This window comes from Sporosarcina ureae (assembly GCF_002109325.1).
GTDB classification, from domain to species: domain Bacteria; phylum Bacillota; class Bacilli; order Bacillales_A; family Planococcaceae; genus Sporosarcina; species Sporosarcina ureae_C.
The window spans coordinates 3,258,405-3,281,076 of the sequence record NZ_CP015348.1; the positions used below are offsets into that span (position 1 = coordinate 3,258,405).

Annotated in this window: 22 protein-coding genes; 19 read left to right on the forward strand and 3 right to left on the reverse strand. The window is 41.7% G+C overall.

Features of this window, described 5'->3' with window-relative positions; translation table 11 throughout:
• The 4 genes from qcrB (at position 1) to SporoP32a_RS15985 (ending at position 2,939) form a co-directional block, all read left to right on the forward strand.
• On the forward strand, positions 1-675 hold the full coding sequence (gene qcrB, locus SporoP32a_RS15970) for a menaquinol-cytochrome c reductase cytochrome b subunit (RefSeq protein ID WP_029053030.1): 675 nt from the start codon (positions 1-3) through the stop codon (positions 673-675).
• Between the two features lie 51 nt (positions 676-726).
• Entirely contained in the window at positions 727-1,494 is a 768-nt protein-coding gene (locus tag SporoP32a_RS15975; protein WP_085428817.1) for a menaquinol-cytochrome c reductase cytochrome b/c subunit, read from the forward strand.
• Positions 1,495-1,586: 92 nt separating this feature from the next.
• Complete coding sequence (locus SporoP32a_RS15980; protein ID WP_085429115.1) at positions 1,587-2,198, forward strand: lipoprotein heptaprenylglyceryl N-acetyltransferase LhaT; 612 nt, start codon at positions 1,587-1,589, stop codon at positions 2,196-2,198.
• A 66-nt stretch (positions 2,199-2,264) separates the two neighbouring features.
• The gene (locus SporoP32a_RS15985) at positions 2,265-2,939 is read left to right on the forward strand and encodes a zinc metallopeptidase (protein ID WP_157130002.1); all 675 of its coding nucleotides are present in this window, start codon (positions 2,265-2,267) and stop codon (positions 2,937-2,939) included.
• 42 nt (positions 2,940-2,981) lie between these two features.
• Here SporoP32a_RS15985 and SporoP32a_RS15990 read toward each other — a convergent pair whose 3' ends face one another.
• Positions 2,982-3,854 carry a YitT family protein gene (locus SporoP32a_RS15990; RefSeq protein ID WP_085428819.1) on the reverse strand — a complete coding sequence of 291 codons (873 nt, stop codon included), beginning with the start codon at positions 3,852-3,854 and terminating at the stop codon, positions 2,982-2,984.
• A gap of 181 nt (positions 3,855-4,035) precedes the next feature.
• On the opposite strand from SporoP32a_RS15990, the gene SporoP32a_RS15995 reads away from it, so the two are divergent.
• The 15 genes from SporoP32a_RS15995 (at position 4,036) to SporoP32a_RS16065 (ending at position 19,091) form a co-directional block, all read left to right on the forward strand.
• Positions 4,036-4,368, forward strand: coding sequence for a nucleotide pyrophosphohydrolase (locus SporoP32a_RS15995; RefSeq protein WP_085429116.1), 333 nt, complete (start codon positions 4,036-4,038; stop codon positions 4,366-4,368).
• Entirely contained in the window at positions 4,365-5,165 is an 801-nt protein-coding gene (gene dapB / locus SporoP32a_RS16000; protein ID WP_085428820.1) for a 4-hydroxy-tetrahydrodipicolinate reductase, read from the forward strand. The genes SporoP32a_RS15995 and dapB overlap by 4 nt, the downstream gene beginning before the upstream one ends.
• A 25-nt stretch (positions 5,166-5,190) precedes the next feature.
• Positions 5,191-6,330, forward strand: coding sequence for an N-acetyl-alpha-D-glucosaminyl L-malate synthase BshA (gene bshA / locus SporoP32a_RS16005; RefSeq protein ID WP_085428821.1), 1,140 nt, complete (start codon positions 5,191-5,193; stop codon positions 6,328-6,330).
• Entirely contained in the window at positions 6,327-7,514 is a 1,188-nt protein-coding gene (locus SporoP32a_RS16010; RefSeq protein ID WP_085428822.1) for a CCA tRNA nucleotidyltransferase, read from the forward strand. Before bshA ends, SporoP32a_RS16010 begins: the two co-directional genes overlap by 4 nt.
• Entirely contained in the window at positions 7,492-8,475 is a 984-nt protein-coding gene (locus tag SporoP32a_RS16015; protein ID WP_085428823.1) for a biotin--[acetyl-CoA-carboxylase] ligase, read from the forward strand. The genes SporoP32a_RS16010 and SporoP32a_RS16015 overlap by 23 nt, the downstream gene beginning before the upstream one ends.
• Positions 8,476-8,721: 246 nt before the next feature.
• Entirely contained in the window at positions 8,722-9,561 is an 840-nt protein-coding gene (gene panB / locus SporoP32a_RS16020) for a 3-methyl-2-oxobutanoate hydroxymethyltransferase (RefSeq protein ID WP_085428824.1), read from the forward strand.
• The gene (gene panC, locus SporoP32a_RS16025; RefSeq protein WP_335696114.1) at positions 9,558-10,430 is read left to right on the forward strand and encodes a pantoate--beta-alanine ligase; all 873 of its coding nucleotides are present in this window, start codon (positions 9,558-9,560) and stop codon (positions 10,428-10,430) included. Before panB ends, panC begins: the two co-directional genes overlap by 4 nt.
• 1 nt (position 10,431) lies before the next feature.
• Positions 10,432-10,815 carry an aspartate 1-decarboxylase gene (gene panD, locus SporoP32a_RS16030; protein WP_085428825.1) on the forward strand — a complete coding sequence of 128 codons (384 nt, stop codon included), beginning with the start codon at positions 10,432-10,434 and terminating at the stop codon, positions 10,813-10,815.
• A 236-nt stretch (positions 10,816-11,051) separates the two neighbouring features.
• Complete coding sequence (gene dinG / locus SporoP32a_RS16035) at positions 11,052-13,841, forward strand: ATP-dependent DNA helicase DinG (protein ID WP_085428826.1); 2,790 nt, start codon at positions 11,052-11,054, stop codon at positions 13,839-13,841.
• Between the two features lie 54 nt (positions 13,842-13,895).
• A complete protein-coding gene (locus tag SporoP32a_RS16040; RefSeq protein WP_085428827.1) occupies positions 13,896-14,375 on the forward strand; it encodes a cell wall elongation regulator TseB-like domain-containing protein in 480 nt (159 codons plus the stop codon).
• 37 nt (positions 14,376-14,412) lie between these two features.
• Positions 14,413-15,606: a pyridoxal phosphate-dependent aminotransferase gene (locus SporoP32a_RS16045; protein WP_085428828.1), complete on the forward strand. Its 1,194-nt coding sequence runs from the start codon at positions 14,413-14,415 to the stop codon at positions 15,604-15,606.
• A gap of 44 nt (positions 15,607-15,650) precedes the next feature.
• Positions 15,651-16,358, forward strand: a complete 708-nt coding sequence (locus tag SporoP32a_RS16050; RefSeq protein ID WP_085428829.1) for a DnaD domain-containing protein — start codon at positions 15,651-15,653, stop codon at positions 16,356-16,358.
• A gap of 8 nt (positions 16,359-16,366) precedes the next feature.
• Positions 16,367-17,014, forward strand: coding sequence for an endonuclease III (nth, locus tag SporoP32a_RS16055; RefSeq protein ID WP_085428830.1), 648 nt, complete (start codon positions 16,367-16,369; stop codon positions 17,012-17,014).
• The gene (locus tag SporoP32a_RS16060) at positions 17,011-17,346 is read left to right on the forward strand and encodes a YpoC family protein (protein WP_085428831.1); all 336 of its coding nucleotides are present in this window, start codon (positions 17,011-17,013) and stop codon (positions 17,344-17,346) included. The genes nth and SporoP32a_RS16060 overlap by 4 nt, the downstream gene beginning before the upstream one ends.
• A 167-nt stretch (positions 17,347-17,513) precedes the next feature.
• Positions 17,514-19,091 (forward strand): IS1182 family transposase, encoded by a 1,578-nt coding sequence (locus tag SporoP32a_RS16065; protein ID WP_085427307.1) that lies wholly within the window; start codon positions 17,514-17,516, stop codon positions 19,089-19,091.
• Positions 19,092-19,205: 114 nt separating this feature from the next.
• Here the strand turns inward: SporoP32a_RS16065 and SporoP32a_RS16070 are convergent, their stop codons facing one another.
• Entirely contained in the window at positions 19,206-21,908 is a 2,703-nt protein-coding gene (locus SporoP32a_RS16070; RefSeq protein WP_085428832.1) for a transglycosylase domain-containing protein, read from the reverse strand.
• Between the two features lie 24 nt (positions 21,909-21,932).
• Complete coding sequence (gene recU, locus SporoP32a_RS16075; protein WP_085428833.1) at positions 21,933-22,544, reverse strand: Holliday junction resolvase RecU; 612 nt, start codon at positions 22,542-22,544, stop codon at positions 21,933-21,935.
• Positions 22,545-22,672: the final 128 nt, after the last annotated feature.

Sequence of the window (22,672 nt, forward strand, 5' to 3'; positions counted from 1 at the left end):
GTGTTAAATAAAATTTATGATTGGGTGGATGAACGGTTAGATATCACACCAATTTGGCGAGATATCGCTGACCACGAAGTACCTGAGCACGTAAACCCTGCACATCATTTTTCTGCATTCATCTATTGTTTCGGAGGTTTGACGTTTTTCGTAACGGTTATCCAAATCTTGTCTGGTATGTTCCTGACAATGTATTACACACCGGATATTGAAAACGCATGGAAATCAGTTTTCTACCTTCAAAATGATGTTGCATTCGGTGAACTTGTGCGAGGGATGCACCACTGGGGAGCTTCGTTAGTTATCGTAATGATGTTCCTACATACTTTGCGTGTATTCTTTACAGGGTCTTATAAGAAACCTCGTGAATTGAACTGGATCGTCGGAGTGTTAATCTTCGGCGTCATGCTAGGTCTAGGTTTCACAGGCTATCTATTGCCTTGGGATATGAAAGCTCTATTTGCAACAAAAGTTGGGATTGAGATTGCCGCGTCAGTACCTTTCATCGGAGAACAGATTAAAATCCTTCTCGCGGGTGATTCCACGATTCTAGGTGCACAGACGTTAACAAGATTCTTCGCGATTCATGTATTTTTCCTACCAGCTGCTTTGCTTGGGTTGCTTGCAGCACACTTTATCATGATCAGAAGACAAGGTATTTCCGGACCACTATAAGAACCAGTTTTATGGTTAGGGTCATCTGAAATTTAAGAAGGAGGGAATAACATGCACCGCGGAAAAGGGATGAAATTTGTTGGGGATTCGCGCATCAAGGCTTCAGGCAAGATGGCGAATACACCAAAAGACTACTCAGAATATCCGGGTAAAACCGAAGCATTCTGGCCAAACTTTCTATTGAAAGAGTGGATGGTTGGAGCGGTTTTCTTAATCGGCTATCTAATCGTTACTCTTGCACACCCGTCACCGCTTGAGCGTCAAGCGGACCCGACGGATACAATGTATATACCGATACCAGACTGGTATTTCCTATTCATGTATCAGCTATTGAAATATGAATTCGCTTCCGGTCCTTATAACGTGATCGGTGCGATCGTCATTCCAGGATTGGCATTTATGGCATTAATGCTAGTTCCATTCATGGATACAACGAAAGAGAGACGTCCATTTAAGCGTCCGTTGCCAACAGGCTTCATGATTCTTTCATTCTTGGCGATCTTCTACTTGACTTGGGAATCAGTCGAAAACCACGACTGGGAAGCAGCAAAAGTTCAAGGTGCAATCGTTGATGAAGTAGAATATGATGAAACAGCAGAAGGGTATGAGATTTATCAGGGCTCTTCCTGTATTGGCTGTCACGGTGACTCTTTCCAAGGTGGATTGGGCTTGCCGTTAACTAACACAGGTATGACACCTGAAGAAATCATCGAAATCGCTCATGATGGCCGAGGTTCAATGCCTCCTGGTACATGGGAAGGTTCAGATGAAGATCTTCAAGTACTTGCTGAATTTATATCTGAGCTAGAAACGAAGTAAGAAAAAAGAGTCAGGAAACTGGCTCTTTTTTTCTATCTATTTATACGTAACCAAATTATACATAGAAGTAGTATATTCCAATGGAAGTGGTGATGTTTTTGCGAATGTTATGGGCACAAATCTGGATGATTCTTTCACATAAATCATTCTTATGGATTCTTCTTTTCATTAATATATTAGGGTCTGTGTACGGATATGATTGGTATATGTGGCAGCTGGAAATTACCGAGCCAAAGTTTTGGATTTTCGTACCGGATAGTCCGACCGCTACATTATTCTTTTGTTTCGCTATCATCGGCTGGCTACTCAATCGAAACTTCAAACTGATGGAAGCTCTCGCACTCATTACGCTGATCAAATATGGATTATGGGCAGTGGCAATGAACTTGCTGACACTTGTCGTAACGGGTTCGATCGGCTGGGTTGGTTGGATGCTGATTGGTTCTCACTTCGCAATGGCATTGCAAGGCATTCTGTATTTACCGAAATATAGATTCACTGGGTGGCATATTGCCATTGCCGCAATTTGGACACTTCATAACGATGTAATTGATTATGTGTTTGGGCAAATGCCCATTTACCGTGACTTGACGCAATTCAGTCCGCAAATCGGTTATTTCACATTTTGGTTATCGATCGCTTGTATTGTAATTGCAATATGGGATTATAGATCAAGATTGAAAGCACGGGCTTTGAAAGCGTAGCTAATAGTTGCAGTAACCAAGCAAACATTATAAAATGTAGGATAGAGAGAAAGAGAAAGGGGAGAGATCGACGTGTTCTGGATTTACTTTGCCGTCATTTTATTGCTACCGATTTACGCGCAATTTAAAGTGAAAAGCACATATAAAAAGTATTCGAAGATCCGTTCTACTTCTGGGATGACCGGTGCTCAAGTAGCGAGACTTATCCTGGATCAAAATGGTTTACATGATGTGAAAGTTGTGGAGAGCCAGGGGTTCTTAACGGATCACTATAATCCATTGACAAAAATCGTGGCATTGTCTACGAGTAACTATCACGAATCATCTGTTGCAGGTACAGCAGTAGCTGCGCACGAAGTTGGTCACGCTATTCAAGACAAAGAGGCTTACTCTTTCTTGCGCTTCCGCCACAGATTGGCGCCAGTCGCAAGTATAACTTCTAACGCATCTTGGGTATTCATCATGATCGGAATTATCTTCTCAAGCATGAATTCTTTGCTAGGGATCGGAATTGTGTTGATGGCAGTCGGTGTATTGTTCCAAATTGTTACATTGCCTGTAGAGTTTAATGCATCTTCACGTGCGATGGACCAGATCGTTCAACTTGGAATTATCCGCAACGACGAAGAGCCACAAGCGAAAAAGGTATTAAGTGCAGCAGCGATGACATATGTTGCCGCAACTGCAGTAGCTGTTCTAGAATTAGTACGTTTAGTACTAATCTTTACAAGCCGCGACTAATAAACAGAAAAATCCTTCTGCTGATATAGCAGAAGGATTTTTTTAATCGGCAATTGGCCGTTTTTGTTCATCCAGTGTGAAACCTTCACCCATGACATCATGTACTTCCATCATGGAGACAAACGCTTCAGGATCGACTGAGACGATCAGATTCTTCAATCGAATCATTTCATTTTTACCGACTACACAATAGAGTATTTCACGATCTTCCTTTGAAAAATGTCCGTATCCTTTGAACACGGTCACGCCACGTTCCATTGAATCGGCGATTTTACTAGCGATTTCATCGGGGAAGTTCGTTACGATGAAAGCACCTCTTGCGGAATATGCACCTTCTTGAACGAAATCAATGACCCGCGCACCGACGAATAACGCAACTAAAGTGTACATCATCGAACGGTAGTCTAAATACACAGCCCATGACAATAAGATGATTGCTGCATCAAATGTGAACATCGTTTTGCCCATTGTAATGCCGAATTTCTTATGCGCAAGCCTTGCTATGATATCAGAGCCGCCTGTCGTACCACCGCTTCTAAATATAATACCGAGCCCAACACCGATGAAAACACCCGCAAATAATGAAACTAAGAATAGATCGCCTTCCATATGGATATTGACTTCATATTTCATAAACAATTTAATGAATACGGAGACGGCTACTGTACCAATGACGGTATAAATGAAGGAACGTCTACCAAGCATTTTCCATCCTATAATGAACATGGGAATATTCAGCAACAAGTTCATCAATGCGGGATCCCAATTGAAGGCGAACAGTAAGATCAACGTAATTCCTGTGAATCCGCCTTCCGCCAGTTCATGTTGGATCGTAAAGTTTACGAGTCCGAAACTAAATAATGCTGCACCCAAGATAATTAATAAGATATTGCGTACACGAATTCCAGCGAACAAATACAACACTCCTTTGTTAGATGCACTCTTGATGTCATCAAGCTTTTATTTCTAGATAGCTTGTCCATTCAACGCACGTATTTTCATGTCACAATTCGTGCATTATACATAGTATGTGCTAAATATTATATTTTGACAATAGCCAGAAGAATGCATACGATAGGAAGGGGAGTTGATTGCGATGACTAAAACGATGGAACAACTGCAACAGGAAGTTGACACATACATAACAGGCTTTAAAGAAGGATATTTTCCTCCTATGGAACTCATCGCGCGATTGACAGAAGAGTTAGGGGAATTATCACGGGAAGTTCAAGATCGCTATGGTATGAAGAAGAAAAAATCTACTGAAGCTGTGCGGACTTTGGAGGAAGAAACAGGCGATCTATTATTCGTCCTCATCTGTTTCGCCAACTCACAACAAATCGATTTATCTACAGCACTTGAGACCGTCCTGACAAAATTCAACACAAGAGATAAAGACCGCTGGACTAAAAAGGAGGAAATGGAATGACGATTAAATTAGCGATAGCAGGTGCACGTGGAAGAATGGGTGGAACTGCGGTAGTGGCAGGTACGGAAGCAGCAGACATTGAAATCGTGGCGGCACTAGATTATAAACATGATGGAGAATATTTACATAATGGTTCAGTAACAGATGCGAAAGATGGAATTCCAATATATACATCTCTTGCAGCGTTACATGCGGCGCACCATCCAGATGTATTACTTGATGTGACGGATCCTGATGCGGTATTCGCTAACGCAAGCGAAGCATTATCTCTTGGTATGGACGTAGTAATCGGAACATCAGGATTGACTGCTGAAATGCTAGAGGACTTGGAGAGCCTTTCCAATGAACAGCAAAAGAGCTGTATTATCGCACCGAACTTCTCGATAGGCGCTGTGTTAATGATGAAATTTGCCCAACAAGCTGCACGTTATTTGGGAGACGTTGAAATACTTGAAATGCACCATGATCGGAAACTCGATGCACCGTCAGGAACTGCTGTTAAAACTGCAGAAATGATTCGTGAAGTCCGTGCAGCTCATATTCAAGGTCATCCTGAAGAACAAGAAACGCTAAAAGGCGCACGCGGTGCAGATGTGGAGGGAATGAAGATTCACAGCATTCGGTTACCTGGATTGCTTGCACATCAAGAAGTGCTCCTTGGCGGTGAAGGAGAGTTACTCAAAATCCGTCATGACTCATTCGATCGTAAGTCCTTTATGCCGGGGATATTACTGGCGATTCGTGAATCAGTTTCCACACCACGATTCGTATACGGGCTTGAAAAAATTATAGATTAAAATTTTGCGATGAGGCGGTTAATGTATGCAACATAGAAAATTAAAAGTAGGTGTCATTTGTTATCCTTCGCTTGGAGGATCAGGCGTAGTGGCAACGGAATTAGGACTGAAAATGGCGAGTAAAGGTCATGAGATGCATTATATTACATCGAGTAAACCTTTTCGTTTTTTAGATGTTCATCCAAATATCCAGTTTCATGAAGTGACGATCGAAGGATATGCGGTATTCAAGTACCCTCCTTATGACATTGCCCTTGCGAACCGTATTGCGCAAGTCATCGAATCGGAACAGCTGGATTTGCTCCACGTACACTATGCGGTGCCACACGCGATCTCTGCTATTCTGGCAAAAGATATGGCGGAATCCTCTATCGGTATTATAACGACCTTACATGGTACCGATGTGACGATTCTTGGCCACGACCCTGCATTACGAAATACATTGTCTTATGGTATTAATAAATCTGATCGTGTAACAGCTGTTTCACGTTCATTACGCAATGAAACGATTGAGTTGCTACAACCGAAGACGGAAATACGAACGATTTACAACTTTATCGACGAGGGAAAGTATTATCCACGTGAAGTAGCGCATCTGCGTGAAGAACTAGGTATTGCAGAAGATGAAAAAGTACTGATCCATATATCTAATTTCCGTAAAGTGAAGCGCATTCCCGATATTATCGAAAGCTTCCGTTTAATCGATAAGCAACATAAAGCAAAATTGCTATTAGTTGGTGAAGGTCCTGAAAAGTTTGATTTGGAAGAGTATGTAGAACGTATTGGATTGCAAGACGATATTCTGTTCTTAGGGAAACGGGATGATCTACCTGAATTATTATCAATCAGTGATGTGATGTTGTTACTTTCTGAGAAAGAAGCATTCGGTCTCGTCTTACTCGAAGCTTTTGCGTGCGGTGTGCCTGCCGTAGCCAATGCAATCGGCGGTATCCCGGAGGTTGTTCAGGATGGCGTTAACGGATTCTTAGTGCAACTAGGCGATGTACAAGCTGTTGCAGATCGTGTCACACAGTTGCTGAGCGATTCGGCTTTATATCAACAAATGAAAAAACATGCGATTCAAACAGTGCAAGAAGAATTTAGTTCTGATTCGATTGTAGAACAATATGAGGAATTATATTATGAAGTGGCGGCGATGAAATGACGTCTACATTTGGTTCCGCAGCGAGCCGGCAAGTCATTCTAGAATTAAGTACAGCAGGCTACGAAGCAGTCTTTGTCGGCGGTGCAGTACGTGATGCTGAACTCGGCAAAAAGCCGCTCGATATCGATATAGCAACGTCTGCTACACCTCACCAAGTCAAAGAAGTATTTAGGCATACTATCGATATCGGTATTGAACACGGTACGATTCTGGTGATGATGCACGGCGAGCCGATTGAAGTGACGACGTACCGTACCGAATCTACATATAGCGACCAGCGTCATCCTGATGAAGTAATCTATGTGAATTCATTGAAAGAAGATTTACAACGACGTGACTTTACGATCAATGCGCTTGCGATGACAGTGGATGGTGAACTCATAGATTTATTTGATGGACTGAAGGATTTGAAGCAAAAGATCATTCGTTGCGTGGGGAACCCTGAAGAACGCTTTGGGGAAGACCCGCTACGTATTTTCCGTGCTTTGCGTTTTTCCTCTGTTTTGAATTTTGAAATTGAAGAAAAAACATTGGATTCGATGAAAAAACTAGCTCCTTCATTACGGCATGTCGCAATTGAACGGATCAAAACCGAAATGGATAAACTGTTTCTAGGAGAGAATCCTTCCCGTGCATTTCATTACGGACGTCAAATTGGTTTACCCGAACTTTTTCCGGAGTTACTTGCGGCATTTGATACACTGGATCGCTACACTCCGTTTCTTCACGCGCGTCACGGCTTCGCAGCAATGCTTGCCTTAACGGACACAGAAGCCGCAAATCTCTCAAGACAGTTCAAATTGTCGAACGAGGAAAAACGCTTTTTGAAACAATTTGAGGAAGCATTTGCTAGCCGTAGAAATCATGTATTTGGTCCATGGGAATTCTATAGCTATTCAACCGACGTTTTAGAAGTTGTAGAAAAAGTGTATCATGTGAATCATGAAGATAATGAATTAATGACACAGCAAATTGAACAATATAAAGAGCAATTACCGATTAGAACTCGTACAGATCTCGCTTTTACTGGAACGGACTTGTTGAAGTGGTCAGGCAAAAGTGGTGGAAAATGGACGAGTGATTGGATCAAGAAAATCGAACGAGCAATTGTCTTCGGACAAATTGAAAATGACGCACAGGCGATAAAGGACTGGTTTATAAATGAAATCACCCGTGAAAAGTGAATTATTGAAACGATTATTTGCGGCGCAAGGTGAACCTATATCGGGTCAAGATATTGCCGATGAATTCGGTCTCTCACGCACAGCTATTTGGAAATACATTAAAGAGCTTGAAGAAGAAGGCTATGAAATTGGGTCACAACGAAAGAAAGGCTATTACTTAATTGAAGCCCCAGATTTGGTCAACCAAGGAAACATCACGGAGTATTTAACGACAGAACGCTACGGAAGGACTATTAAATATTTTACAACAGTCCCTACTACGCAGACGATTGCACATGAAGACGCACAAAATGGAGCGGAAGATGGCACGTTGATTATTTCTGAAGAACAAACAGCTGGAAAAGGACGTTTGGCTAGACCATGGACGTCAAAAGCAAATCGAGGCATTTGGATGAGTTTGATTATTCGTCCCGAACTGGCACCGCAATATGCCCCTCAATTGACACTGGTAGCGGCAGTAGCCATTGTTCGTGCAATTGAGGAAGTGGCAGATATTCAACCTATCATCAAGTGGCCAAATGATATTTTGATCAACGGTAAAAAGGTTACAGGTATTTTGACGGAGCTTCAGTCGGATCCCGATCGTGTCAAAGCGGTTATTTTGGGAATGGGCATCAATGCTAATCAACAGCCATCCGATTTCCCTGAAGAATTACAGACGATTGCCACATCATTACGTATCGAAAAAGGCGAAATGATTGACCGAGCGCAATTAGTGGCGGCCATCCTGAAGTATCTTGAGCAATATACGGACTTATATGTCGAAAAAGGATTTCCTCCAATTAAAATTTTATGGGAAAGTTATGCCGCCATTACAGGCAAGAAAATTAAAGCGAGCATGGTCCATGAAACAGTTGAAGGAGTCGCACTTGGTATATCACATGAAGGCATGCTAGAACTACAACTTGCAGACGGAACGATTCGCGGAATTTATTCCGCAGATATCGAGATTAAGAATTAAAACTATACAGAATCTGACTGTTTTGATATAGTATACGCATAGGGCGGTATCAATTATGGAGCTGCACCTGCTTGGCAAATGAATTATATAAGAAATCTGCCTTGATCTTTATAGACAGGGACGGAGGAAGCTAAATCAAACGCTTACGCAACCCTTCTGTCCAAATTTGGATCAGTAGGGTTTTATTTTTGGTTATTTTGCCTACCAAACGCCTGCTGAAATCAGACGTAAAGGAGAAGATTAACAGTGAAATCGACAACAGATTTTTCGAAAATGAAAACAAACGGTGAGAAAATCAGTATGCTGACAGCGTATGATTATCCGACAGCACAAATTGCAGAACAAGCGGGGATTGATGTACTTCTTGTAGGCGATTCACTTGGTATGGTCGTACTCGGTTATGATTCGACATCGCATGTGACGCTTGACGAGATGTCGCATCACGGCAAAGCAGTTCGCCGAGGTGCAAAAGATACATTTGTCATCGTAGATATGCCGTTTGGTACGTATCATGGTTCAGCTGACATAACCTTACAGAATGCTTTACGGTTATTCCAGGAAACTTCTGCGAATGCGCTTAAAGTAGAAGGCAGTGGTGCAGTCATCGATAAAATCAAGTTGTTGACGACAGCGGGTATGCCAGCATGTGCACATTTAGGATTGCTTCCGCAGTCTGCTGGAGTCACCGGTGGATATAAAGTACAAGGTAAAACAGCAGCGGCAGCTAAACAGCTGATTGATGATGCTAAAGCTTGTGAAGCAGCAGGAGCATTCATGATCGTGCTCGAGTGTATTCCTTTCCAATTAGCGAAAGAAGTTTCTATGGCCGTTTCTATTCCTATCATCGGAATTGGTGCAGGCGCAGAAACAGATGGACAAGTACTTGTTTTTCATGACATGGTTCGCTATGGTAATCATAAATTACCAAAATTCGTTGAAAGTTATGCGGAAGTTGGTAAAGATATCGAAGGCGCCATGAAGTTATATAACTCGGCAGTGAAAAACGGTTCATTCCCTTCTGAGAGCCACCGCTTCACTATGAAGGAAGAGGAACTGGATGCGTTGTACGGGGGGAAGACACTATGAATGCCAGTGCTACTATGCAAATAGTTCGTTCAATCGCTGAACTGAAAAATATTCTTAATCCAAGACAACGAAACGGACGCACAGTTGGTTTCGTACCGACAATGGGTTTCCTTCATGAAGGACATATGGCATTAGTGAAAGAAGCGCGGAGAGATCATGACATCGTGGTGATGAGTATTTTCGTGAATCCTGCACAGTTCGGACCCGGTGAAGATTATGATGCCTATCCACGGGATGAACAGCATGACGCGGAACTTGCATCCACTGCAGGAGTGGATTATCTATTCATTCCATCTGCTGAAGAGATGTATCCTCGTAAAAGCGGAATCAGTATTTTGCCAGGTGAACAGGCATCCCGACTATGTGGTGCTTCTAGACCAGGACATTTCGATGGTGTATTGAAAGTGGTATTGAAATTATTCAATATCGTTGATCCAGATGAATCCTATTTTGGTATGAAAGATGCACAGCAACTTGCGATTATTGAAACATTCGTACGTGATTTCAACTTGCGTACGTCAATTACTCGTGTACCTACTGTGCGTGAAGAAGACGGTCTTGCGAAAAGCTCTCGTAATGTCCGATTACTTGAACATGAACGAAATGAAGCGAGCGCGATTTATCGTGCACTGAGCTTGGGAAGACGCAGTTATTATGAAGGCATTCCATTGCAAGAGGTAGCGAAGATCGTGCGCAGAACGATTGAAGAGGAAACGTCAGGAACGATTGATTATGTCGAAGTACTGGCTTATCCATCATTGGATGAAAATATCAACGACGCGGCAGAAGTGATCATAGCCGCAGCGGTGCAGTTTACTTCCGCAAGATTGATAGATAATATTATTATGTCAACTATAAAGGATGAATAGAATGTTTAGAATGATGATGAATGGAAAATTACATCGCGCTACTGTCACAGAAGCTGACTTGAATTACGTAGGCAGCATTACAATTGACGGAGCTTTATTAGAAGCTGCGGGTATGTTGCCGAATGAAAAAGTGCAGATCGTCAATAATAATAACGGTGCGCGCTTCGAAACGTATATTATCGAAGGAGAGCCAGGTAGCGGCGTGATTTGTGTGAATGGGGCTGCTGCGCGTCTTGTGCAGCCAGGCGACATCGTCATCATCTTATCCTACGTGTATGTGTCGGAGGAAGAGGCACGCACGCATCGACCGACTGTGTTGATTATGGATGAGAACAATCGTGTGAAAGAAGTTATTACGGAAAAACCTGGCGTCGCTATATTCTAAAGAGTACTAAACCCCCATTTGAGAGTTATTCGAATGGGGGTTTAGTTTGTAGAATTTGAGAGTTGGGAAGGAGAAAGAAGCGTTGATCTGCGTTCCGAACTAGAGCTTTAATCCGAAACTACTACCCAATGTTCCTTTTAATTTTTTCTTGTCATTGACTCCGATGCAAGACGTGAGTCGCTGTGGTAAGTGTGATACAATTTGCTTTAGAAACCAAATAGGAAGTTGATGATGGTATGTCTACAAGCAAATATGCAGTTGTCGATTTGGAAACGACTGGTCATTCGCCTTCAAAGGGAGATCGGATTATTCAAATAGCAATTGTCTTTATTGAGAACAATCAAATAATCGATACATATATGCGCTATGTGCATCCGCAGCGCTCGATTCCGCCCTTTATTCATCAATTGACATCAATCGGAGATGAAGACGTTGCAGACGCCGCTCCTTTTGAAGAGATCGCTGAAGAGGTGGCAGATTTGCTTGCTGGGTGTATTTTTGTCGCGCATAATACAGACTTTGACGTATCATTTCTACAAAAAGAATTCATACGATGTGGCATGTCACAATGGTATGGCAAGACGATTGATACAGTAGAACTAGCGAAGATTATGTATCCTACATTGCCTAGTTATCGATTGCAGGATATAGCCGAATCTCTGGGTATCCCTTTACAGCAAGCTCACCGTGCGGATGATGATGCGGAAGCGACTGCATTGTTCTTGTTGAAGGCACTTGATAAAATTGAAACGTTACCTAAAGAAACATTAAATCGTATGCATGAGCGTTCATTTGCGATGAAATCTGAAATCTCGACGTTATTCTATGAAGCACTTAAGCGCTCTCGAGGACATGAAACATCTAGTGACTACGCTTTGTTCCGAGGGATTCCGTATGTAAAATCGAAGCTCCGCACTATGGCGTGGCCGCAGCCTATAGCATTTCCAGCAGACGAGATGGCGAAAGAGCACGTGATGCAGAAAATTCATCCGTCTTATCATATTAGAGAAGGTCAAGCACAGTTGATGGATTTGACGTGGCAATCATTCATTGAAAAGAAACAAGTGGCTGTTGAGATTCCTACGGGTGCAGGCAAGACGATCGGTTATTTAGTACCGGCATTAATTCGTGCATTTGAAACGAAACAACCGGTTGTTATTAGTACGTATACAAACCATTTGGTCGATACACTAGCCGAGGAAGTCGCAAAACTTGAAAAGGCTTTGCACATAACGATTCCAACGACTGTGATCAAAGGTATGTCAAATTATATTTCATTGGGAAAGTTTGAAGAACTTATGCATTTTAATGATGAAGTGTATGATGACTCCATCACGATCATGCAGTTATTGGTCTGGTTGACAGAAACGACTACTGGAGATTTAGATGAGGTGAATGTATCGGGAGGCGGTCAGCTGTTTGTCGACCGTATCCGTAAGCGTTCGATGCGCGTGAAGAAAGATGAACGAATAGCCGATTTCTATACACATACATTAAAAAACTGCCAGCAGTCGATGGTGTTGTTGACGAATCACTCGATGTTACTAAATGACAAACAGCGCTATGATCCGTTATTCCATTCCATTAGTGGTTTGGTGGTGGATGAAGCGCATCAAATGAATCAAGCAGCTATTCGCACGCATCAGCAAGTGTTTTCCTATACAAATTGGAAGTATGTAATGAGTCAGTTGAACGGCTTAAGTAATTGTCAGTTGCTGTTTGATATGCAAGATGTCTTGATACGATTTCATTTTAATCATAAAACTTCCACCGAACGCTTACAACACGCGTTTGACGAATTCATGTTGGCATTCGATGAATCGATGCTCGTACTGATCAACTCGAACTCAAATAACGGGGATAAACAGGTGACAAAAACGATACAGCCACTATCTAAGCGTTTGAGGACGAATGAAATTTTCACTAAAGTTTTGCGTAAGATGAATGAATATATTAGCGTGTCTGAAAAATATGCTGCACCACTAAAAAACCTCTCGAATGAATTAACTGTTCATGAGCTTGCTGTACTGAATGAATGGTCTTATTGGGTCAATGAAATGAAAGTCAAAGCAGGAGAATGGGTTGAACTATTTTTGGAAAAGCCGAAAATGAGCTCGACGGTTTGGATGGAAAAAGACAGCCGCAGTTTGCCAGGTAGTTTACAGATCAAGAAAAGCCCAGTTAACGGTTCTGAAGTCATCCGGGATTTCATTGATACACTCGAAGGTGAGGCAGGTATCGTCTGGACATCTGGAACGCTAACAGCCGGACAGCAAGATCGCTTCGTGCTGGATCAAGCGGGACTGCCGCCTTCTGTCCCATTATATACATTTAAAGCACCTGCTAACTTTTACGAAGGCGCACATACGTTAATTGTGGAAGATATGCCGGATATTCAGCAAGTATCGAATGATGAGTATATCGAAGCGGTGGCGGATGCACTAATTCAAACGGCCGTTGCGATTGAAGGACGAGTATTTGCATTGTTCTTGTCGCATGACATGTTGAAGAAGACTCATCAAGCGGTGATCGACAGTGAATCATTGCAAGAAGATTATGTATTGATTGCACAAGGTGTTAGTTCTGGAAGTCGTCACAAGCTGTTAAAGACATTTAAACAGCAGGAGAAAGCGGTGTTGTTCGGCACGACGAGCTTCTGGGAAGGCGTCGATGTACCGAGTGAACAATTATCTGCGGTAGTTGTTGTTCGTCTGCCGTTTACTTCACCGGATGAACCTCTCTTTAAAGCGCGTTCTGAAGCATTGGTCGCAGAGCGTAAAAACGCATTCATGCATCTAGGTTTACCTGAAGCTATACTGCGTTTCCGACAAGGATTCGGCAGATTGATTCGCTCATCTGATCAGCAGGGGTTCTTTATTATATTAGATCGCCGTATCGATACCAAATCCTATGGTAAATCCTTTTTAGAGGCATTACCAAAGTCATTTGTGAAAAAAGTATCCCTTGAAGGTCTAGTTAACGAGATCGAAAATTGTTATAATGATGGATGTAGCAAAAGAAAGTAGGTTGTAAAATGAATCGAAAAAAATCAACGGTTCATTCGATAGGAAGAGTCGCTTATGCTTAATTGGATTAAGTTTCTATTTCTATTTTTACTCACACTTGGAATCACGATTACACTGATCGTTTTCTACCAAGCAGAGAAACCGTTCGCTGCATCGAGTAAGGTAGCGGAAAAAGCTGTATTGGAAAATAATGTTCTTGAAAAGGTAAATAAGACGAATCATTATCATGGAAAGACATCATGGATCACGGTCTATGGAATAGATAAGAATGGACATGAAAAAATAGTTTTCGTTGAAGAACAAACGACGAAAATACTAAAAGCCGTTTCGATTAAAGATGGTATTACAGAGCAAAAAGCCATTGCTAACGTCAAAAGAGATGATGATGTGAAGAAAATACTGAACGCATCATTAGGTCTGGAAAATGACACACCATTTTGGGAAGTTGGTTATCTCGATAGCGAGGATACGTTAAACTATGCGTATCTAAACTTCACCGATGGAAAGCGGCTTAAGCATATTACAAAATTATAGAGTGAGTTGGAATTAGAACTAAAAGGGAGCGGTCAATTTGAGAAAGCAATTAGCGTCCAGAGTAAGTACTTTAACACCATCTACAACATTAGCGATTACTGCAAAAGCAAAAGAAATGAAAGCAGCCGGCATCGATATTGTTGGGCTCGGAGCAGGCGAACCGGATTTTAATACACCTGAAAACATTTTGGCAGCAGCGTATCAATCAATGAAAGATGGAAAGACAAAATATACTCCTGCGGGCGGTCTTCCAGAATTAAAAGACGCTATAATTGACAAATTGAAAAGAGATCAAGGCTTGGACTATACACGTAAGGAAGTGTTGGTCGGTATCGGAGCGAAGCACGTACTCTTTACACTATTCCAAGTCCTACTGAATAAAGGTGATGAAGTCATCATTCCTTCCCCATTCTGGGTGAGTTATCCGGAACAGGTGAAATTAGCGGAAGGCACGCCAGTATTTATTGAAGGCACGGCTGCCAATCAATTCAAAGTATCTGCGAAGCAAATCAACGAGGCAATTACTGATCAAACTAAAGCCGTGATCATTAACTCGCCAGGTAATCCGACGGGAATGATTTATTCCAAGGAAGAACTGGAAGAAATTGCTGAAGTTTGCCGTGAAAAAGACGTGTGGATCATTTCGGATGAAATATATGAAAAACTCGTTTATGATGGACAACACCATGTATCCATTGCGCAACTTTCAGAAGATGCAAAAGAGCGTACATTCGTTATAAATGGAGTATCGAAATCCCATTCGATGACAGGTTGGAGAATTGGTTATATTGCAGGTGACGCGGAAGTAGTAGGTGCGATGACGAACCTCGCTAGCCATTCGACGTCTAACCCGACAACGACTTCACAATACGCTGCGATCGAAGCTTATAACGGACCGCAAGATGCTGTGGAAGTGATGCGAAAAGATTTCGAATCCCGTTTGAATCAAGCGTATCCTAAGCTTGCAGCTATCCCAGGTTTCCACGTGTTAAAGCCACAAGGAGCATTCTATTTCTTGCCCGATGTCCAAGAAGCATTGAAGAATACTGGCTTTGCAAATGTCGATGTGTTCGCACAAGCGTTATTGACAGAAGCGAAAGTAGCAGTCATTCCAGGTACTGGCTTCGGTTCTGATTCGACGATTCGACTTTCGTATGCAACGTCAATCGATCAATTGGAAGAAGGAATTGCACGTATTGATCAATTTGTAAGAGATCACTGGAAAGCGTAAAACAGAAGCAACCCATTAGTTGCTGATGAGAGGAAGTTTCAAATATGCAGCAAGATGAGCGGCTGAAAATCTGGATTGAGCAGGGGAATGTTTCTATTTCCCAGCTCTTTTTTCAACATTATAAAAAACTATTGATTTCAGATAATGATGCCATGGTATTACTCCATATGATTGCATTTCAGGAAGCGGGGAACTATTTTCCTACGCCGACCGATATCGCGAATCGTATGCAACAACAAGAGAAAGATGTTACGAATTGCTTACAGCGCATGATGCAAAAAGGATTATTTTCTATAGAACAGAGTACCGATGAAAATAAAGTATTGCATGAAAAGTTTTCATTTTATCCTTTATGGAAACGATTGATAGAAGAAGTTGAAAAACAGAAGATGCAGTCAGAAGAAGAAGTGGTCAAGCAGGATGAGGGAGAAATCTTCTCGTTATTTGAGCAAGAATTCGGTCGCTTCTTATCACCGATGGAATTTGAAACAATCGGTATGTGGATTGATAAAGATGGTCATTCTACGGAAATTATCCGTGCAGCATTACGAGAAGCTGTTTTGGCACAAAAGATGAGCTTGCGTTATATTGACCGGATTTTATTTGAGTGGAAAAAGAAAAATGTCAAGACTATGCGAGATGTTGAAAAGCAGACGAAAGCGTTCCGTCCGACAACTGTAGCAACAGCTCCGCAAGCAAAAACAGCAATTAAAGATGTACCTTTCTATAATTGGCTTGAAGAACGGGAGTAGGTGAAACGATGCTGACAAAAACACAATGGAACATATGCCTGCAAAAGTTCGAAGAGATGTTTCCAGAAGCGCATTGTGAACTCGTTCATAAGAATCCTTTTGAATTACTGATCGCAACTCTTTTATCAGCGCAATGTACAGACGTACTAGTCAATCGCGTCACAGCAGAGTTGTTTAAGAAATATCAAACACCAGAAGATTATCTAGCTGTACCTATTGAAGAATTGCAGGACGATATACGTTCAATCGGCTTGTTCCGTAATAAATCAAAGAATATACAGGCACTTAGTCTCCAACTGCTTGACGAGTTTGGTGGAGAAGTACCTCCAAACCGTGATGAGATGATGACGTTACCGGGTGTGGGTAGGAAGACAGCCAATGTCGTTGTATCAAACGCATTCGGTGTTCCAGCTCTAGCTGTTGATACACATGTGGAGCGCGTTGCGAAAAGGCTTGGAATGAATCGCTGGAAAGATCGTCCGCTTGATGTAGAAGAAAAAATCATGCGTTGGACACCAATGGAAAAATGGACTCAAACTCATCATCAAATGATTTTCTTCGGTCGTTATCACTGCAAAGCACAAAATCCCAACTGCCCAGAATGTCCACTGTTGGATTTATGCCGTGAAGGCCAGAAAAGGATGAAAGCGAAATGACACCTAAACAGTTAAAAGAACATGTCCAACAAGTACTTGCTCGGTGGGAACAGCAAAAGCCGGAATTAGAAGAAACCTATGCTGTCAACGACGAACGTAAATTGCTATTAATACAGCCAGCAATCGAGCAGTTAGAATGGTTGATCGGCCAGAGTGAACTAGCAGAGAATTCTCATACAGGCAAGATGCACCATGCACTTGAGCCGAATAATTACGAGGAACGAATCGAATTTATCAAACTGCAAAAAAATAGTCATTATGCGATGATTCAACTGACGATGCTGTATGATGAGATGAAGAAGAAGGCGGCACGTATACGTGTTCAACAGTAAATAAAAAGAGGCTGGGACAAAACCCTCCTTGAAATCGAAAAAGAACGGACCCATTGAAGTTTATGGGGTCCGTTCTTTTTTATATATTTTTTTAGTTTTAGGAAGAAAAAAAGGATACCTTCTGATAAAATTTAGTCACCACAACAAAAAGTATCGGAGGTATCCTTATGTTTAAAGATTATAACATGAACCAACTGATTTTACCTTTAGATTTAGAAATTAGCTTACAAGAACATGATATTGCTTACGCCGTGCATGATCTAGTCGAAAGCATTCCGAAACAAGCATTTGACAGCTTTTTGCGTGAGACAGGTTGCCCATCTTATCATCCACGGATGATGTTAAAGATCATTTTGTGTGCCTATACACAGTCTGTTTTTTCGGGCAGAAAAATAGAAGGACTGTTAAAAGATAGCCTTCGCATGATGTGGTTAGCTCAAGGTTATAAACCAAGCTATCGCACCATCAATCGATTTCGCGTTCATCCTGAAGTAAAAGAAGTACTACGCCAGTGCTTCGTGCAATTTCGTTGCCAGCTGGTACAAAAACAGCTAATTGATGAAGAAGCCATTTTTATTGATGGAACAAAGATTGAGGCGAATGCCAACAAATTTACATTTGTCTGGCGCAAGTCAGTGGAACGGTATAGTTCAGGTCTTGTAGAAAGGTCCAGTCAGATGTACGAAGAGCTGTTAGAAAAAGAGATCATCCCTGAAATCGAACGGGAAAGTCTGGATGAACTATCTACTGCGGAACTGTCTAAAGTAGTAGAGAAGCTAGATGATACTATCCAAACCTATACAGAAAAGATTAACGCTAGCGAAGATGTCGAGGAACGTAAACAAATTCGCTCGCTACGAAAAGAACCTAAACAATACCGTAAACAATTTCAAGACTTCTTGGATCGAAAGCAGAAGTATCAGCACGATATGAAGATCTTTGGCCATCGTAACAGCTACTCGAAGACGGACCGCGATGCGACCTTTATGCGGATGAAAGATGATTATATGAAAAACGGGCAACTAAAACCGGGATATAATGTGCAAATTGCGACCGAAGGGCAATATACCCTCGCTTTTGACGTGTATCCAAATCCGACCGATACGCGTACACTCATTCCATTCTTAGATACTATTGAACAAGACTTTTTTGAGCTGCCACAGTATATTGTCGCGGATGCCGGTTATGGAAGTGAACAGAATTACGGAGATGTCATTGAAAATCGAAAGCGCGTTCCGCTTATTACCTATAACCACTACCGGAAAGAAAAGAAAAAGAAGTACAAAACCGATCCTTTCAATACAGCGAATTGGGCATATGATGAAACTACGGATACCTTTACTTGCCCAAATGACAGAAAACTCGTGTTCCGCTACCTTTCCAATCGGACGGATCGTTATCAATTCACACGGACGATGAAAGTATACGAATGTGAGGATTGTTCAAGCTGCCCATTGCGCTCTTTCTGTACCAAAGCAAAAGAAGAGAACAATAGGAAGTTGTATGTGAATGAAAAGTGGGAACAGCAAAAAGAATATATTCGTGAAAAGCTTTCAGATAAGAAAACAGGTGAAATTTACGGCAAGCGCAAGATTGACGTAGAGCCAGTTTTTGGATTCTTGAAGGCTAATTTGGGGTTCACTCGTTTCTCCGTAAGAGGAAAGGAAAAGGTGAAAAATGAATTAGCCTTCGGTTTATTGGCAGTGAACTTGAGAAAGTACACTGCCAGGGAGGTAAATGTATAGAAGTCGTACAAGGATTTCTATACAAAAAGGGTTCGATCATCAAAAACCGATGATCGAACCCTTTTTTGGCTCACTTCTGGCTAGTTATGTCCCAGCCTCTTTTTAGTTGATCGGTTAATCAGAGGGGTTGATGTTGGGTTCATTTTGATTTTGACCTTGTTCTCCTTGATTCCCTTGGTTTCCTTGTCCTTGATTGTTCTGACCTTGACCTTGACCTTGACCTTGATTTTGATCTTGGTTGTTTTGGTTATTGTCGTTCTCATTATTGTTCGAGTTGTTGCCATCTGGATTATTGGGGTTATTTTGATCCGATTGGTTTTGATCTTCATTATCGGATTCATTATCTGAATTCGAATCAGTATCTGATGGATCATCGTCCGGATTATTTTGATCATCCCCGTTATCGTCAGGCACAATGATTGGCTCGTCTTCAATTACTGGTTCATTTGCATCTTTTATCGATAGGCTAGCCGTTGCTGATCCGCTCGTATAGCCGCCCATATTGGCACTCACGTAGAATGTATAGCTCTTGCCGTATTCTACACCTGAATAGGTCGTCTGCTGATCAGAAGTAGTGGTAATACTTTGTGCTGCCCCACCATCGACAGTGACGCTTACGTTGAACGTAGGACTTCCTAGGCTATCATACGTATTCGATACATCATAATTCCAATTCAATTGAACGGTGTTGGAATTTGCATCGAATTGTGCGGTTAAACCTTCCGGACTTGGGATGGATATTTTTTCAGGTACTGCAGATCTGTCGGGCAGTGTTCCCCTGACAAATAATTCAGTACTAATCTGATTGCGATACGTAAATGAACTCGCCAGCATGATAGGGTCACTGCCTTTGACGATATCCGCCTCTTCTACAGAGTCGGGTTGAGCGAATGTACCTGGATCTTTTGCGATTTTGCTCATGACATCACGGAAAAGATATTGTGGAACGTAACGTCCGTGCTCATATGTCGTGATAGGTAGATACTTACCATACCCGCCCCATGTTGAAATTGTATATTCGGTTGTATAACCTGTAAACCACGTATCAGGCACGTAATGACTTTTCATATTGTCTTTTTGCATTTTTTTAGCATCAAAATTTGTTGTACCAGTTTTTCCCGCAATATCCATATTACTGATATTTGCTCGAGTACCTGTTGCTTCATACTCGGTAAGGACATCACGCAATACATCTGTAATCATATAGGCAGTAGAATCTTTCATTGCAGTTACAGGATCCGGACGTAAATTCTTTTCTGTTTTCCCGTCACGCAATACTAGTTTAGTTACGGCATGGGGTTTTGTGTAAATACCGCCATTACCGAAAGCAGCATATGCGCCTGCCATTTGGACTGTAGAGAATTCAGCTCCGCCACCTAGGGCATTAGATGAATCTATATTGTCATACGTAAACCCAAGTTTATTCGCGAAGGCTTCTGCTTTCTTAGTTCCTACTTTTTCAAATGCCTTGACTGCCGGTACGTTTCTAGACCAATACAGTGCTTGTCGCATAGTTAATGTACCAAGGAATTTACCATCTGCGTTACGGATCTTATCACCCGATCCTTTATAACTGTATGGTTCATCAACTACTTTTTGTCCTGTAGACCAGTCTAGCTCTTCAATTGCGGGACCGTAAGACAAAATTGGCTTTATACTGGAGCCCGGTGCACGTTTTACTTCGGCGAAATTCAAATTTCGACCTGAATAGTTTCGTCCGCCACCAATTGCAACGATAGCGCTAGTTTTCGTATCCAGTACCGTCATACCTGCTTCCATTTCATCCGATTCATAATAACTCGGATCATTGATGGCCGCTTCTACTGTTTCTTGTACTTTTGTATCAAGCGCTGTCTGCACTGTCACACCTTCAGATAGAAGATCAGCATAGCCAGCAGCTTCAATTTCATCAAGTACCGCATCCACGTAAGCAGGATATTTACCGAATACTTCACGGTCTTCTTCTGCTAATAAAGTAGAAGTTACCGGTACTTTCTTTGCTTCATTCATTTCAGCGGTGGTAATCTTGCCGTGACGTTCCATAAGAGTCAATACGATATTACGGCGTTTTTCTGCACGTTCAGGATGTTTAAACGGATTATAGCCGTTTGGAGACTGCGGCATACCTGCAAGCAAAGCCATTTCAGGTAATTCCAGTTCGCCTACTTTTTTTCCGTAGAAGAAGTTTGCACCTGTACCGATGCCATAACGTGTACCTGACATTAAAACTTTATTAAAATACATTTCGAAAATTTCTTCTTTTGTATAATCTTTTTCCAATTTGTGCGCAAGCCATGCTTCTTGTGCTTTACGTTTCAACGTTTTTTCGTTTTTTAAGAAAGAGTTTTTAATGACTTGTTGCGTCAAAGTAGAGGCACCTTGTGCTCCAAATCCACTGCGGAAGTTGGCAACTACGGCTCCGCCAAGACGATAGAAGTCTATACCACCGTGTTTGAAGAAACGAACATCTTCCGTTGCTAGAATTGCGTCTTTCAACTGATCCGGGATTTCATCGTATGGTACAAATTCCCGTTTTTCAGCTCCGAACTTCATGAAAATATCGCCATCTTTTGTAAGGAAGTTTGACGTCAAAGGATCTTTTAACAGTTCCTCATCTAGATCAGGCGCTGTACTTGCATAATAAGCAAATAAGGAAACGCCGCCAACTAATACTATAAGGAAAAGTGCTGCAATCCCCAGGAGAATTTTCTTCCACAACTCTTTTGGGAACTTTCTTTGGGGCTGTTTTTGTCGTTCTGTTTTAACTGTTACTTGTTTCTTTCGTCTTTCCGTTCTCGAGTTTATGTTATCACTCATAATAGTTCCTGCCTTTCGCTCTCGTTAATCTGTCTTGCTCTTGATCCAATCCGCTACAGCTTGTATATAATCCAACCGGGGTTGATAACCCGCATTGATCTCGATGGATCGTTGTTCGATTTCTACTAACGTAATAGACTTTCTTCCACCCTTTTCCATTCGTTGCCAAAGAGGATAGAATTCTTGAAACGGTAGTAAGAAATATCGATCCAATAAAGTAAAGTTGACGATAAAAAAAGCCAGTCCTGATTGGTCAATCACTTGCTTCATATGTTGCACTTGATGCAAATGAATGTTTTGCAATGGCAACGAAGTTTTATTTTTCGTTTCTTTTGCTTCAAAATCCACATAATAACCGTTCCAAATGCCATTATAGTCAGTCGTAGAAGGAGTACGGAAGTAGGCTTCTGTAATGACCGCAGCACTTCTTGCGGGATACCGCACGTTCACAATTTGTATAGGAACAGGCTTTTTATGGATGACAGCCAAACCATGCGCTAAATAGTATTCATTTGTATCATTTAGTTCGTCCTCTAATGACTTACCCCGATTACTAAAAGAGTAGTCAAACTTTTTCTTTTTTGAAGAAGATACGGGAGGAGTAAACTTTTTTCCGTTTGGATAACGTATCGCCATTGTGACCACCTCGTACTCTACATCATACCATACCCACTACTGGACGAGTTACCGAAAGGAAGGTTTCAGGAGAACTAAAAGTAGTCGATTTCGTGACAGCTTGGAATGTTTGTTCGCAGAAAGTGGAG

What these genes read in the sequence shown, in the direction of transcription:
- SporoP32a_RS15975 (WP_085428817.1), top strand. Translation starts at nt 727, where the DNA reads ATGCACCGCGGAAAAGGGATGAAATTTGTTGGGGATTCGCGCATCAAG.
- SporoP32a_RS15980 (WP_085429115.1), top strand. Translation starts at nt 1,587, where the DNA reads ATGTTTTTGCGAATGTTATGGGCACAAATCTGGATGATTCTTTCACAT.
- SporoP32a_RS15995 (WP_085429116.1), top strand. Translation starts at nt 4,036, where the DNA reads ATGACTAAAACGATGGAACAACTGCAACAGGAAGTTGACACATACATA.
- dapB (WP_085428820.1), top strand. Translation starts at nt 4,365, where the DNA reads ATGACGATTAAATTAGCGATAGCAGGTGCACGTGGAAGAATGGGTGGA.
- bshA (WP_085428821.1), top strand. Translation starts at nt 5,191, where the DNA reads ATGCAACATAGAAAATTAAAAGTAGGTGTCATTTGTTATCCTTCGCTT.
- SporoP32a_RS16010 (WP_085428822.1), top strand. Translation starts at nt 6,327, where the DNA reads ATGACGTCTACATTTGGTTCCGCAGCGAGCCGGCAAGTCATTCTAGAA.
- SporoP32a_RS16015 (WP_085428823.1), top strand. Translation starts at nt 7,492, where the DNA reads ATGAAATCACCCGTGAAAAGTGAATTATTGAAACGATTATTTGCGGCG.
- panC (WP_335696114.1), top strand. Translation starts at nt 9,558, where the DNA reads ATGAATGCCAGTGCTACTATGCAAATAGTTCGTTCAATCGCTGAACTG.
- panD (WP_085428825.1), top strand. Translation starts at nt 10,432, where the DNA reads ATGTTTAGAATGATGATGAATGGAAAATTACATCGCGCTACTGTCACA.
- dinG (WP_085428826.1), top strand. Translation starts at nt 11,052, where the DNA reads ATGTCTACAAGCAAATATGCAGTTGTCGATTTGGAAACGACTGGTCAT.
- SporoP32a_RS16040 (WP_085428827.1), top strand. Translation starts at nt 13,896, where the DNA reads ATGCTTAATTGGATTAAGTTTCTATTTCTATTTTTACTCACACTTGGA.
- SporoP32a_RS16050 (WP_085428829.1), top strand. Translation starts at nt 15,651, where the DNA reads ATGCAGCAAGATGAGCGGCTGAAAATCTGGATTGAGCAGGGGAATGTT.
- nth (WP_085428830.1), top strand. Translation starts at nt 16,367, where the DNA reads ATGCTGACAAAAACACAATGGAACATATGCCTGCAAAAGTTCGAAGAG.
- SporoP32a_RS16060 (WP_085428831.1), top strand. Translation starts at nt 17,011, where the DNA reads ATGACACCTAAACAGTTAAAAGAACATGTCCAACAAGTACTTGCTCGG.
- SporoP32a_RS16065 (WP_085427307.1), top strand. Translation starts at nt 17,514, where the DNA reads ATGTTTAAAGATTATAACATGAACCAACTGATTTTACCTTTAGATTTA.
- SporoP32a_RS16070 (WP_085428832.1), bottom strand. Translation starts at nt 21,908, where the DNA reads ATGAGTGATAACATAAACTCGAGAACGGAAAGACGAAAGAAACAAGTA.
- recU (WP_085428833.1), bottom strand. Translation starts at nt 22,544, where the DNA reads ATGGCGATACGTTATCCAAACGGAAAAAAGTTTACTCCTCCCGTATCT.